Annotated in this window: 18 protein-coding genes; 11 read left to right on the top strand and 7 right to left on the bottom strand. The window is 39.9% G+C overall.

The window, feature by feature from the left end; genetic code table 11:
- From C9J46_RS21975 to C9J46_RS19465, 7 genes are all read left to right on the top strand, one after another.
- On the top strand, window positions 1-287 hold a 287-nt coding region (locus C9J46_RS21975), incomplete at its 5' end, for an S-type pyocin domain-containing protein (protein WP_370444991.1).
- On the top strand, window positions 265-570 hold the full coding sequence (locus C9J46_RS21970) for an HNH endonuclease signature motif containing protein (protein ID WP_370444992.1): 306 nt from the start codon (window positions 265-267) through the stop codon (window positions 568-570). The genes C9J46_RS21975 and C9J46_RS21970, both read left to right, overlap by 23 nt.
- A gap of 1 nt (window position 571) precedes the next feature.
- Window positions 572-856 carry a bacteriocin immunity protein gene (locus tag C9J46_RS19485; RefSeq protein WP_107208023.1) on the top strand — a complete coding sequence of 95 codons (285 nt, stop codon included), beginning with the start codon at window positions 572-574 and terminating at the stop codon, window positions 854-856.
- Window positions 857-1,251: 395 nt separating this feature from the next.
- Complete coding sequence (locus tag C9J46_RS19480; protein ID WP_107208024.1) at window positions 1,252-2,016, top strand: hypothetical protein; 765 nt, start codon at window positions 1,252-1,254, stop codon at window positions 2,014-2,016.
- Complete coding sequence (locus C9J46_RS19475) at window positions 1,991-2,437, top strand: hypothetical protein (RefSeq protein ID WP_107288164.1); 447 nt, start codon at window positions 1,991-1,993, stop codon at window positions 2,435-2,437. Before C9J46_RS19480 ends, C9J46_RS19475 begins: the two co-directional genes overlap by 26 nt.
- A gap of 169 nt (window positions 2,438-2,606) precedes the next feature.
- The gene (locus C9J46_RS19470) at window positions 2,607-3,776 is read left to right on the top strand and encodes a PAAR domain-containing protein (protein ID WP_107291395.1); all 1,170 of its coding nucleotides are present in this window, start codon (window positions 2,607-2,609) and stop codon (window positions 3,774-3,776) included.
- Window positions 3,769-4,170 (top strand): hypothetical protein, encoded by a 402-nt coding sequence (locus tag C9J46_RS19465; RefSeq protein ID WP_107208027.1) that lies wholly within the window; start codon window positions 3,769-3,771, stop codon window positions 4,168-4,170. The genes C9J46_RS19470 and C9J46_RS19465 overlap by 8 nt, the downstream gene beginning before the upstream one ends.
- A gap of 270 nt (window positions 4,171-4,440) precedes the next feature.
- On the opposite strand, the gene C9J46_RS19460 is transcribed toward C9J46_RS19465, so the two are convergent.
- From C9J46_RS19460 to C9J46_RS19425, 7 genes are all read right to left on the bottom strand, one after another.
- Window positions 4,441-5,721 (bottom strand): Y-family DNA polymerase, encoded by a 1,281-nt coding sequence (locus tag C9J46_RS19460; RefSeq protein WP_107291394.1) that lies wholly within the window; start codon window positions 5,719-5,721, stop codon window positions 4,441-4,443.
- Window positions 5,718-6,425, bottom strand: coding sequence for a S24 family peptidase (locus C9J46_RS19455; protein ID WP_107291393.1), 708 nt, complete (start codon window positions 6,423-6,425; stop codon window positions 5,718-5,720). Before C9J46_RS19455 ends, C9J46_RS19460 begins: the two co-directional genes overlap by 4 nt.
- A 673-nt stretch (window positions 6,426-7,098) precedes the next feature.
- Window positions 7,099-7,242, bottom strand: coding sequence for a type II secretion system protein (locus tag C9J46_RS19450; protein ID WP_107291392.1), 144 nt, complete (start codon window positions 7,240-7,242; stop codon window positions 7,099-7,101).
- A gap of 383 nt (window positions 7,243-7,625) precedes the next feature.
- Window positions 7,626-7,889, bottom strand: coding sequence for a hypothetical protein (locus C9J46_RS19445; protein ID WP_107208032.1), 264 nt, complete (start codon window positions 7,887-7,889; stop codon window positions 7,626-7,628).
- A gap of 118 nt (window positions 7,890-8,007) precedes the next feature.
- Entirely contained in the window at window positions 8,008-9,159 is a 1,152-nt protein-coding gene (locus C9J46_RS19440) for an iron-containing alcohol dehydrogenase (RefSeq protein WP_005372756.1), read from the bottom strand.
- A gap of 240 nt (window positions 9,160-9,399) precedes the next feature.
- Complete coding sequence (locus C9J46_RS19435; protein WP_045085049.1) at window positions 9,400-9,642, bottom strand: hypothetical protein; 243 nt, start codon at window positions 9,640-9,642, stop codon at window positions 9,400-9,402.
- A gap of 373 nt (window positions 9,643-10,015) precedes the next feature.
- A complete protein-coding gene (locus tag C9J46_RS19425) occupies window positions 10,016-10,228 on the bottom strand; it encodes a cold-shock protein (RefSeq protein ID WP_006647715.1) in 213 nt (70 codons plus the stop codon).
- A 574-nt stretch (window positions 10,229-10,802) separates the two neighbouring features.
- Between C9J46_RS19425 and dusA the strand changes: the two genes are divergently transcribed.
- The 4 genes from dusA (at window position 10,803) to C9J46_RS19405 (ending at window position 13,508) form a co-directional block, all read left to right on the top strand.
- Window positions 10,803-11,819: a tRNA dihydrouridine(20/20a) synthase DusA gene (gene dusA, locus C9J46_RS19420; RefSeq protein ID WP_086000659.1), complete on the top strand. Its 1,017-nt coding sequence runs from the start codon at window positions 10,803-10,805 to the stop codon at window positions 11,817-11,819.
- Window positions 11,820-12,084: 265 nt separating this feature from the next.
- A complete protein-coding gene (gene pspG / locus C9J46_RS19415; protein ID WP_045129268.1) occupies window positions 12,085-12,327 on the top strand; it encodes an envelope stress response protein PspG in 243 nt (80 codons plus the stop codon).
- 171 nt (window positions 12,328-12,498) lie between these two features.
- Window positions 12,499-13,128, top strand: coding sequence for a TIGR04219 family outer membrane beta-barrel protein (locus C9J46_RS19410; RefSeq protein ID WP_107208037.1), 630 nt, complete (start codon window positions 12,499-12,501; stop codon window positions 13,126-13,128).
- Window positions 13,129-13,277: 149 nt separating this feature from the next.
- A complete protein-coding gene (locus tag C9J46_RS19405; protein WP_107208038.1) occupies window positions 13,278-13,508 on the top strand; it encodes a thymidylate kinase in 231 nt (76 codons plus the stop codon).
- Window positions 13,509-13,526: the final 18 nt, after the last annotated feature.

The following is a 13,526-nucleotide window of genomic DNA, read 5'->3' as shown; positions in this document are numbered from 1 at the left end:
CTCAAGATGATGGTGTGTCATTCGATGATATTTGGGTAAATCCACTCAGTGATGCGGTTAATGACTCATCGACTGTATTACCGATGCCTGCTGAGAGTGATTGGCAAGATAGAATTCTTGTGTTCCCTGAAGGTTCAGGGATTGAGCCTCTGTATCTGGTCTTTAAGACAACCGCTCGTAATGAATCTGGGGTGGTTACTGGGAAAGGTGAAGATATAACAGGGATCTGGTTAGAAAAAAGCAGGACAAGGATTAGGAGCACCAATACCATCCCAGATAGCCGATAAATTAAGAGACAGAGAGTTTTCAAGTTTTGATACGTTTAGAAAAGCATTTTGGCTTGCCGTATCAGAAGATATGGAGCTTCTAAAAGGTTTTAGTCGTTCTAATCAGCGCTTAATTAAGCGAGGGAATGCTCCATTTTGTGTTGAAGACGATACCGCAGGTGGAAGAGAACGATTTGAGATTCATCATATTAAAGAAATCCAATATGGTGGCAAGGTATATGATGTAGATAATTTAAGTGTTGTCACTCCAAAACGACATATTGATATTCATAAAGGGTTGTAAAATGAATCTGAAATTAGATGACAAGATTACCAACTATACAGAAGCTGAGTTCTATCGTTTCTTAGAAGACTTTTTTGAAGATACTGATACAAACAATTTATCTGATAGTGCTTATGATAAGCACATATCTAAACTAGCAATGCACTTCTCAAAGTTAGTTGCACACCCAAAAGGTAAAGATCTAATCTTTCATCCTTCTTCAAATCAAGAGGACTCCCCTGCTGGAGTTATTGCTTCATTAAAGCAATGGTACGCAGACAATGGGCTCGACTTATTTAAAGAGTAAAGTAATTTTTAAAAAAACTAGTTCTGTCTAAAAATAAGAATAAATAGAATTACCGTTAAAAGACCGCCCATCAAGGCGGTCTTTTTGTATCTGGACATTACCGCGTATCGGATCGTTTTAGATGTTTATTGTTAAATAGAGCCCATTTTGGGCAAATTATTGCCTAGTACCTTTTTTATTTACAATGATTCAAACTCAATAAACTTTTTATATTTAAATGCCTAAATCTCTAACATGGCTATCGCCGCCAACTGAATTTAATCGTCATGACAGCTTAGTCAAACAGACTGAACGTGCTAATAAATCCGAATTGGCGAAAGAAGCTAGGGCGCAAAAAAACACTTGAGCAAATTGAGCGCATCAATGCCAAAAGTTCACTCAAGCATGAACAACTAATGAATGATATCTCTGGGAATGGAGTGTTTACTGGGCAATGTACACTCCAAGAAGAATTAGAAAAGAATCATCAAGCTGTGTTGCTTCTCACCGAAGAAGATTCATTCTATACCATTAAAAATTTGATTGATGAACGATATCATCAAAAAGGTCAAATACCATCAACATTGATTTTGAAAGACATTGATAAATCGAAGACATGGGCCGAATACTTAGCAACTGGTCTGGGGGCTATTAAGTTAGCCCAAGCCTTTGACGATTTTGGTGTGACAGCGCGATATTCCGTGATTAAAGGGAAAACTCGTGTATCAATTGCCACTCGAAATAATGGACAGCAGATGTTACGGCATGTGCTTGTTAATGGAATGCGTCTTAAGGTGAATGGAAAAAAGACCTATGCGATAGATAATCCGAAAGTTGTTCAATTAGGATTAGCGCCAACGCAGCGTATTAGTGCTGGCATAAAAGCTGGTGCTATGACCATGATTATTTCAGCCGCCATAAATACTAATGATCTGATCTTTAACGATGATTATGATTTTTATGATTGGTTTGGAAATATAGGAACGGATTTTATTAAGACAGCTATAGCATTATATGGCACAGAGATTGTGATAGGTGCAATTATTGGAGCTTGGGGAACGATAGCAATTCTCGTAATAGCTGCTGTATCTGTGACCTTAAGTTTTGCTATTGATAAATTATTCGAAGTTAATAACGTCTCAAGAGAACTTACAAATGCACTCAGAAAATTGCAATCATAACGGCAAATATGTATCTAAAAAATTAAAAATACAAAACTTTATTATCTGTATTCTTTTTACTGCTTTATCTTTGTGGTTTCTATCCTCTTGGATTCAAACAGTAAAATCAACTTATAGCTTATCCCATGTTGTAAAATTATCATTTGGAGATGCGTTAGGTGGCTTTATGAGTATAGGTTTGATCATTTATTTATGGTCTGGCCTTATTACAGTCATCAAAACAGGTGTGCAAGTGAAATACTCATGGTCAAAAAGAAAAATAAAAGTACAAAATAGAATAATGTTATTTTTCTTTATCGCCAGTTTTATTGTTACAGCCCTCACTTATTTTATTATCAATGATCGACTTTTATCTGAAGGGTACTCAGTCAAAACGAAGTACACCAATATGGGCATATATAAGACCTATATAAAGAATTAAAATAAGCAATGATAACCGTCTGTTTCTTCTTCGTCACAACAATCGCTACCGCGTATCTGTATCGGATCGCTTTAGATACATACTGTTAAATAGAGCCTATTTCGGGCAAGTTATTGCCTATGCGCATTTTTTAGTATTATTGCGTCTTTATAAAATAAAGGATTATCTGATGAGTAATGACGTAATAACTGTTGGTAGTAAAACCACAACGGGCGGTTCTGTTATATCAGGTCACGGTGGTGTCATTATAAACGGACAAAAGGTTGCCCTTGTTGGTGATATTGCGACTTGTCCATGCGGCAGTAAAATTTGCAGAGGTCAAGGTCCGATTGTCGCCCAATCCCCAAGGGCTGCTAATGTGTTTGGTACCAATCTAGCTCGTGTCGGTGATCTTGTTGATACTGGGTGTGGTAGTTGCTTTCTTGACGCCAGTTCTCATCAGGTAAGTTTAAATACATCAACAGCGACTAATTTGAATATGGGCAGCGGCGTTAATATAGGTAATGCCGTTAATATCAATGGCGGCAATGTCAATATTGGTAGTAGTGTAACATTTGGCTCTCAGTCAAGCATAACAGCAGGAACTGACAGTTCTGTTGCGTCTGTTCAATCATCCTCACGAATGACATCTCAACTAAATACACCAGAAATCAACCCTAATAATATGTACTGGCCTCCTTACAACTTTCTCGCTAAAGAGGGAGATAAAGAGACCCATATTCGATATATGCAAGATGTCGTAGAAACTACGGTTCTAGCCCCAGAAGAATGGAAAGAGTTTTTTGATGCGCTCGATAAAACTCAAAATATCGGTGGTGCAATGAAAGGCACTTACGATGCATTCGATACCGCTAAAAAATTAGGTGGTTTGGGTGTTACTGCTTATGTGAAAACACATAATGGTGTCGATTATTTGATCTTGAAAGGTTACAAACAGCACATGAAAACGTTGCTCGCGGGTAATCGTTTTAGAGCATCAAATCCTCAAGTGGTAAAACTTGCTTTAGGTGCTTTGGATTCACCCAAAGGTATGGCTCGTTATGTTAAGGTCACCGCTCCTATGGAAATATTGGTCGGTTCAGCCATTAACGTTTTAAAGTATGTTCTCAATGATGAATACACTTTAAAAGACCTAGGCGTCGATGAGGCTAAGTTACTTGTGAATGTTCTGGTTGTCGCTGGAACAGCTTTGGCTATAGGTACTCTTGCAGTTCCTACAACAGTTTTAGGAACTGCAATAATCTTGGTTTCAGCTAGTTTATTTATTTGGACTGTTGATCAAACTACTGATTTTGAAAAGAAGTTAGTGGATTTAGTTTTAGAGAATTTTGATGATTAGGACTTTATTGTCGCTACTATTAATTTTAGTATCTAGTTATACATCATACGCCACAATTAAGCCGTTATTATTACCAATTGAGCAGATTGATAAGGTTTTGTTTAGTAACTTAGCATTACCATTTATTGCCACATGGGGAATTGCATTCTTTAGCATCATGTCATTTTCTTTATCTGTAAAGAGCTTGGTAACGAAAGACAAATATCGAGGTGGAATGAAGTTATTTTATTGCTCTTTATGTCTGGGGGCTATTGTTGGTATAGGTGTTAATTATGCGAATTATTTTTTAGTTATAGAGCCTAATGACATGTTCGAATGCCCTAAGAAAATCGGTTACAAGAAAAACTTAATGCGTGAGTATGTTTCTGACCTTTCCTTGTGCGAGAAGTTATAGAGCCTGTCGATTTTGTGCGCATAAATTCTGATTACGTTAAAAGACCGCCTCATCATTCATCATGGCGTTTTTTTGTATTTGGTATAATGGGTTAATAAAGCCTTGGTGCCTTGGCTCTGTTGTATGGCCGAAATGTTCCCGTATAACCATGTCAGATGACTTAATACCCTAGATGTCACCATCTCAGAGAAAGATATTCAAATCGGACAGGTATCTGATATGGCTTATAGAAGGTCTATCTTCAATTCTCAGGCTAATTCATTTTTCCGACTAAACACACTTCACCACCACAATGTCTTTAATGTCGGTGTAGTAGTTCTCTAGCTCTAACATTTCTATTTCTCCCTGTCGTTCGTGGTAGCTGCGTTGCTGGCATGCAAAACCTATCACGCCTTTACCAAAGCGATCGCTTAATTGGTCGAGGGTGTTGTTTAAGGTGTCTTTGTTGTCAAAGCGGTTAAATAATTCGAACTGTTTTACTTCGGCATCAATCAGGCTTGGAGCGCCTACGCCCACTTTGTATATGGGTTGCTTGGCAAGGTTGTCGGGGATCAAGTCATCGAATAAGGCGCGCAATTGTTGCAGGGCAAAACTGGTATCAGTTAGGCCGTTTTCGAGTGTCAGTTCACCACGGCGATAAAATGGTGGGCAACGGTCGTATTTTGAGGTGCTGACAAATACGGAAAGGGTTTTCATCTCGCTTTTTTGGTCGCGTATTTTGCGCATCACTTCGGCGCAGTGGTGAGCCAATTCGGCAAAAAGGTCGTCTCGGTGGTGTAGGCGATCACGGTAAGAAGCGGTAGACCATATCTGTTTTTTCTTTTCTCGCTCAACGGAAATGTCTAAACAGGCGATGCCATTAAGCTCTGAAATCACGTTAGCCACGTTAATGGAATAACGTTTGTGATAGGTTTTAGTGTCGCACTGTTTTAGTTGGTAGGCGGTTAAAATGCCTTCTTGTGTCAGGTGTTTATTCAGTTGTCTGCCTATGTTCCAAAGCTTACCTACGGGCATTTGTTTTAAAACCGTATCGGTTTCTTTCTCGCTTATTAATACACATTGTCCCTGGTAAGGTTGGCAGTTCTTCGCTGCCCACGAGGCGACTTTGGCCAAGGTCAGGGTTTTGCCTACACCAGCGCCTGTCGGTACACCGGTTTCTTTGTAAATGGCTTTGCGTAGGGCTTGTACGTGTTCATTCAGATCGACGTTAATGCGGTACAGGTGGCTAACATCGTAAAACACTTCATCTACGCTGTAGCGCATCGAACGGGCACCTTGTATGTGCTTTTCAAGGGCTGTCATAAAGCGATCTGAGTGGTGAGAAAAGGTGTTGAAGTTGGCTTTATATACAATGCCTTTGTGTACCCGTAGGCGGTCTATTTCTTCCCATATTGGGGTGAATTTTGAAATGCCGATGTTTGTGCAAGCACGGTTAGCGGCAATGGAAATCCCTTGGCCTGCTGTTACCAGTAGCGGGGTGTTTCTTAGGGCGGGCTTGTAGGTAATGCAAGATTCGGCGTAAAAACGGGTGCCATCAAGTAAGCAAATCATAAGGTAACAGGGCGATGTAATCGTAAGCTGTAACGCACCACGCCATGTAAGCGGGTGTAGTCGTCTGGGTTGATCTGGTGTGGCTGAAAACTGGGGTTATCTGAATACAGGGTTCTGCTGTGTAGGTTTACGCGCTTTACGACAAGATCGTTGTTTAATGAAAGTACGATAACGTCTTCGTTCTCAGGGTTGAGGTGGCGTTCTAATACCAGTATGTCGTGGTCCCAAATGTACGGCAGCATGGAAAGCCCAGCAGCACGGCACAAGATGGTGGAATGCTCTTGGGTGATCACCAGTTGGTGTAGGTCGAGTTCGGTTAAGTCATGGTGCCATGGTAATAACGGCGGTTGCCTGAAGTGATGGATTGAAAGGGTGATCACGCCTAATACGTGTAAGTCGTCCCACTCTTTGCCCGATGCGGTAATGTGTTGGTATAGCAGGCTCCAACGTGCGATGTGGTTGTCACCGTGTTGCTCAAATACAACAAGGTCGCTGTTTAGGGGCTGTAAGGCACTGTCTATGAGTAGCCAATCCCCTTTGGCGATCCCTAGCTTTTTGTAGGTGTTATCGGCGCCCATTAACCGCATAGATGAATGGCTGTGAACAAACATGGTTTGTAGGTTTAGCGATTTTTTGCGAAAGCGAATAGTGGGGTTTTCAAAGCCGGTGATCCCCGCCTGTACGTAAGTGTTAAGTGTAATCATGGTTAAAAATACTGTATATATATACAGTTTATTTTAGAGGGGTTTTGGGTGGGTGGCAAGGTGGTAAGTATTGTGGTCGCTGTGTGAGTGAATGCCTTTTACTGTAAGAGTTTTATTTAAGTTACTAATATATATGGTGATATTTATTTGATTAAGCAATTCGCAACTAATTAGTTATATAAAGAATGAGAGAACGAAAAATTAATTTAGTAGGGAGGTAGAAATATCTTTTTACTTAACCTGACCACCGAAAGGTGGTTTTTTTATATCTGAAATATGAGGTTATAAATGATTAGTCGAGATAATGTTAGAAAGGTAATTATTTTTCTTATGAGATTATTACGTGTGGTACTTTTGTTCGGTAATATTGCTGACTTTTTAGAGAAATACCTGTAGTGCTTATGAATAATGTGACTATAAAAAGACCGCCTATCGAGGCGGTCTTTTAGTATCTGGCCATTACCTCGTATCATATCCATCTGGGCTTACAGTATCGGATTGCTTTAGATTTAATATGTTAAATCGAACATTAAAAGCCGCTAGATAGCGGCTTTTTTATCAACACTCCTCAGCCCATACCATTCCCCCTCAACACCACATTGATATAAACGTCCCATCCATGTCATTTGCATCGTTAGGGCTTTGCCGGTTTCTTTCTCGAACGTGATTCAATTTACTGTCGCAAAGCTGTTGTTAAAATCAGGATGGCCGTCTTGTTTATCAATACGGATTGTTGCGTAGCTGCCATGGCGATCAATATGCTTAACACGCTAATGGTGATGATTGATTCAAGCAAGGTAAATCCTTTAATTTTCATTGTATTAAGTCCATTTTACGTAAGTTATGTAAATTGCATAAGTTAAGTAAGTTACGTAACTTAAATTAGTTTAAAGCGGTTGGCTTTCCACTCGGAAGCATCTATTAATCCGTTATCATAATAGCCACCCCAATCGAAAAAGAACGGGCTAAAACTGCCGCTTCCTGTTATGTGGCTAACCCCAATACAGGCAATAATCATTACTACTGAAATATCTGTTACTTTGGATTTAATTGAGTTCGCGCTGGATTTTGAGGTGGTTACTTAGAGAAAAAGAGAAGTTAGGATGTAGCAGGGCGACAATAGCGCGGGTGGTGAAGGAGAGTTAGGGTTGGTGTGTTGCTTGTGAATACACGGAAAGACCGCTCATCAAGGCGGTCTTTTTATCTGCTATAGCAATTCATTCGAATGGTTGCACCATCGGCAATATAGCTAAGTAAGGCTTTGCACTTATCAATAATGTTTTGGCTTTTGCTCTTATTAAGAAGCTGAGTCAAAGATTGAGTTAATCCGGCAGATTCATATTGTTCTAATGAAATAATCACCGCACTCGGTAATTTCTGATTGTCATTACAATAGGCTTTTACGGAGACTTTCTTTGGCGAACTTCTGTGATTACTGATCTCAACGATAATATTTTCTGTCATTTCTTTACCCTCGAAATAGATGAGTTAACAAAAAGCCAGCGTTGTTCTGCGGTTAGCTTTTTCGTTATTCGTTATAAAAAAGGCTGGGATCTCCCAGCCTTTTTATAGCTGTTGCTAATTACATGCGTGCTTTAAAGATCGCTACGATTTCTTCTAGGCTCGCTTTGCGTGGGTTAGTTAAAGAACATGCATCGTTTAGGGCGTTTTGCGCCATGAACGCTAGCTTGTCTTCAGTTACACCTAAATCAGCTAGGCGTTGCTTAGTACCCACTTTTTCAGAGAGTGCATCAATCGCTTCAAGGGCTGCATTTACTGCTTGCTCTTGGGTCATTGCTGCTGTGTCGATGCCCATTGCTTTGGCAATATCAACAAAACGCTCTGGTACTTGTTTGGCGTTAAAGCGTGAAACTTCTGCCAATAGAATCGCGTTACATAGGCCGTGAGCCAGGTCGTAAACACCACCTAATTGGTGCGCCATTGAGTGAACGTAACCTAAAGAGGCATTTGAAAATGCCATACCAGCAAGGTACTCGCCGTACTGCATTGCATCACGTGCTTCGCGGTTTTGACCGTCGTTAACAGCGGTTTCTAGGTTGTTTACAATCAGCTCAATCGCTTTAATGGCTGATGCATCAGTGATAGGTGTGGCAGCTGTTGAAACATAGGCTTCAACGGCGTGAGTTAATGCATCCATACCGGTTGCAGCAGTTAGGAACTTAGGCATTGCGACCATTAGCTCTGAATCGTTGACTGCAATAATTGGCGTGAAGTGCTTATCAACCACTGGGTATTTGGTTTCATCTTCTTGGTTAGTGATGATCGCAAATACTGTCATTTCTGAAGCGGTACCAGCAGTTGTGTTCACGGTTACCAATGGAAGTTGTGGCTTTTTAGAAAGGTGTACACCTTTAGAGTAATCACGAATGTGACCACCGTTTGCTGCCACTAATGCAATACCTTTAGCAGTATCGTGTGATGAACCACCACCGAATGAAATCACAAAATCAGAATGGCTGCTTGCAAGTAACGCTAGGCCATCTTCAATGTTTTTCTCAGTTGGGTTTGGTTGCACACCATCGTAGATAGTGTAATCAAGGCCGTGCGCAGTAAGCTCGTCAGTTAGTTTGCTCACTAAACCTACTTCAACTAATACACTGTCTGTCACGATAAGGGCTTTTTTCAGCTCTTTTGACGCAAGTTCAGCACCTAAAGATTGAATAGCATTAGGACCCATTAGTGTTACAGGTGGCATGTAGAAGACATTGCTCATAATAAAGCTCCGATAATATTAAGTAATTTATGTTGGCTTACCGCATGTGCCATAAGCCGGAATTTTTTACAGAGTGTGAATAGCAAAGTGAGTGTTATCGGCGCCAAATCTTTATGGTTGTTGTTGGTGTTGATGCTAACAACAGCTCACTTACCGGAAATAAACAATAAAATGAAAAGTTAACCACTATTATGTAAACGTAATAATTAAAATGGGGTGTTGCTTGCCGATATCAGCGGCTTATTTATCAGCAGCAGACAGTAGCTTTTCAGCAAAAGTAAGTTGTGATGCTGATTGTGTGAATACCACACCTGAGTGTGAACGCTCTGCAGTACCTTGTTTTTGGTAGTGAGCTGCATTCATAGTGCTAGCTGCTGCTTTTTGAAATTGAACATTACCTGTGAACGCACCATCTTTAGCTGAAGCGTTGTAAGACATAGCGATGATAGCGGCTGCGATAGTTGCTTTAATAACTGTTTTCATGAGTAATAAAACCTTGTGTCTTTATGTTTGTGAACGCCTTGTGCGTTTCGATGGGTGTATTATTAATAATTACACCAAAAACAACAATACGATAAAAACACAAAAGATTATTACCAAATAGTAATAATTGTAAAAGGTGCAAGATAAAGGTAAGAGAAGAAGGGAGAGCAAAGCGAAAGGTAAGTATCGTGGGCGCCGTGTGAATGAATCCCTGCATTAAGATAGTAGGGAGTAGTTGAGCCTTGGGCGGAGTTACTCAGAGATACAGCAGAAGTTAGGGTGTAGCTGGGGGGCGATAATGAGAGAGGGTAAATTACAGGTATAAAAAATGCCGGCCTTAGCCAGCATTTTTTTATTTATCCGTAAGGATAAATTAGATAGCTACAACGTTTGCAGCTTGAAGACCTTTTTGGCCTTGCTCTACTTCAAAAGACACTTTTTGGCCTTCAGCAAGAGTTTTGAAACCTTCAGAAGCGATAGCACGGAAGTGAACGAATACGTCAGCACCGCCGTTGTCTTGAGTAATGAAACCAAAACCTTTCTCTTCGTTAAACCATTTTACTAAACCAGTAGTTTTGTTAGACATGTGATGCCCCTTATAAATGTGATTAATTAACCGCTAAAATGCGATGTGCTAAGTGGTTAAATTATTAATGATACTGCCAAAACAAGGGAAACACTGAAGTACAAAACGAAAACGTTGATGTAGCTGAAGGTTTAACTGTGACTTGGTGCCGCATTTAATAACTCTCTAAACAACAGAGCGAGATGGATAATAACAGGTGTTTACTTTTTGTACAGTCTTTTTTGTCGATATAGTCGAAATAAATTATTGATAGTGCTGTATAGATAAGAGAAAGAAGCGTTTTTACATAATCTTTATGACAAAATACGGATCTTCTCTTCTTTGCATAATTAGAAGTAAAGGTATATGACAATGGTGTAAGTAAGTTCTCGCTTTCACTTTATTGCTTCTGCTTTGGCTTAACTACGTTTTAATGTAGAATCCGCTTTCTTCAGAATATCCCTTAAGCTACATCAGTTAAGCATTTAACGATCGTATCTTTTAGATACTACGTAATGAGGGGAGTAAGATTCTGAATTTAAACGTAAAGAAATCCAAATAGGGTATAAAAATGACAAATGTTGTAGACGAGACAATGAAAAATAACTTGTCAACTCAAAGTGTTACAGGCGATTTTCCAATGCAGCGTTTTTCTGTCGCACCGATGCTGGATTGGACTGATCGTCATTGTCGTTACTTTCACCGTTTAATGAGTAAAGAAGCATTGTTGTATACCGAGATGGTGACAACAGGCGCGATTATTCACGGTAAGGGCGATTTCTTAGCGTATAACGAAGAAGAGCATCCATTGGCGCTTCAACTGGGTGGTTCAAATCCAATTGATTTGGCGCGTTGTGCTAAGTTAGCGCAAGAGCGTGGCTACGATGAAATTAACTTAAACGTGGGCTGCCCATCTGATCGCGTACAAAACGGGATGTTTGGTGCTTGTCTAATGGGTGAAGCCGAGTTGGTAGCGCAGTGTGTCACTGCGATGCGCGATGTCGTTGATATTCCTGTGACGGTAAAAACCCGTATTGGTATTGATGATCAAGATTCTTACGAGTTTTTAAAAGATTTTATCCACGTGGTATCTGAGAAAGGCGGTTGTGATAATTTCACTATCCACGCCCGTAAAGCATGGCTAAGTGGTTTAAGCCCGAAAGAGAACCGTGAAATTCCGCCACTAGACTACCCGCGCGTTTACCAACTAAAGCAAGACTTTGCGCATTTAACCATGGCAATCAATGGTGGCATTAAAACGTTTGAAGAAATGGAAGAACACCTGAAACATATGGATGGTGTGATGGTCGGTCGTGAAGCGTACCAAAGCCCATACTTAATGGCGGAAGTGGATCAACGTTTATTTGGTAGTGAACGCCCTGTAATGAAGCGTCGTGAAGTGGTTGAAGCTATGTATCCATACATTGAAAAGCAACTCGCTAACGGTTCTTACTTGGGACATATTACACGCCATATGCTGGGTTTATTCCAAAGTATGCCGGGTGCACGTCAGTGGCGTCGACATATCAGTGAGAATGCTCACAAACCGGGTGCTGGTATTGAAGTTGTTCAGCAGGCGTTAGATAAAATTCCTGCGCACTTAGATGTTTAATTGCTAAATTGTTGTTGGCGAGATTCACGATAAATAAGTGAATTTGGCTAATTCAGAGAGAAAAGGCTAATCCGTATGGGTTGGCCTTTTTTGTATCTAATTGAAAATTAAGAGATAAATTTTTATATCATTTGGCGTGATTTGTGCAATTACATCTAATATTGATATTGAATAGGATCGCTTTCAACATGCTCTGTCGGTTTATATTGTGAACTTGATAGAAAAGCTTATCGTTGAAAGGTAATACTGGGTTAAGGAGAGGGTTATGTTTGAGTTTCTATTTTTGCTGACGTTTGCATTCGTGTTAGTTTTTACGGGTGTGAGTATTATTGGCATGATGATAGCCGTTGCGGCTGGTTTTGCGATCATGGCTGTGGTTGGCATGTTGGGTTTAGTGATTAAGTTATTACCATGGATCGTGTTAATTGCTATTGCGATTTGGTTGGTGAGAGATAACAAAAAAGTACAAGAATACAAAGATCGTCTATCTCGTACACGTCGTTATTAATCCACTGATAAATATATTCAAATGAAACACTATCAACAAAATAATAGTGAGTAATTTTGGGTGAATTTAGTTAAAAAATATCATCAAAATAGATAAGAGCAGTGTTTTTTTAGGGTTTCTGTTATAGTTTCGCCGTTTAAAATTATTAATGATGAAGAGCGGAGACTCGACATGAAAAAAGTAATGCTTTCAGTAGCAGCGGCAATGGCAATGACTGCTGCTATTCCAGCACAGGCAGATACCCTTTTAGGTGTTAAAGTAGGCGCAGATGCATGGTTTGCAAATGCGAAAGTTGATGGCCATAAAAGCGATGATACATCAGCATCTTACTACGCATCTTTTGAACACTTCATTCCTTTAGTTCCTAACTTTATGGTTCGTTACAACAATATCGATGCAGATAATGTTGCATTTGAACAAAGTGATTTTACAGCGTACTACGAAATTCTAGATAATGATCTAGTGTCTTTAGATCTTGGTTTAACAATGACTAAGTTCGGTGGCGTTAAAATTCAAAACGATGATAGCTTCAGCGATTGGCAGCCAACTATTTACGGTAATGCGGAAATCGGTATTCCAGCAACACCATTAACAGTATTTGCTCAAGCAAACGCGGGTAAATATGATGGTACTCGTTTATTTGACGGTCAAGCTGGTGTGAAATACACAATCGGTTTAGTGGCGGCAGATCTAAACATCCGTGGTGGTTACCGCATGATGGATTACGATTTCGATAAAGCGAAGAATGCTGGCGATGTTGATCTAAATGGTTGGTTCGCAGGTGTTGAAGTCGATTTCTAAGTCTTCTTAAGCTAACGAATTAATAAAAACCACGACAATGTCGTGGTTTTTTTATTGGCTGTTTCTAGGTTTTTGTACCATTTTTAAGTGTATACATTCCATCTTTTATGCTGAGTTAATAAAAGTGACAAAGGATAGGGAGTAAGGTTATGACACTGACTGAGCTACAACACCTTTATGTTAGCCAAGAATTGGTTGAGGCTGTGGTTGAGCCTTCAATTGGTGATGGTTATATCGTTGAATTTCGTCACCGTCGAGGTGGCTTGGTTCCTTTAACTGACGGGGCTGGCAGTGAACGTTGCTATCGTGATATTGATAGCGCAACTCAACAAGCTTTTGAAGTTGGATTTAATCAAGTTAGAATTGCTGATGAATATTAAAACCGATCATATTTCCTG

It is taken from the genome of Photobacterium sp. GB-36 (genome assembly GCF_003026135.1).
Lineage (GTDB): Bacteria > Pseudomonadota > Gammaproteobacteria > Enterobacterales > Vibrionaceae > Photobacterium.
The sequence above is the reverse complement of the archived record's forward strand: the minus strand, read 5'-3'. Positions and strand labels throughout refer to the sequence as shown.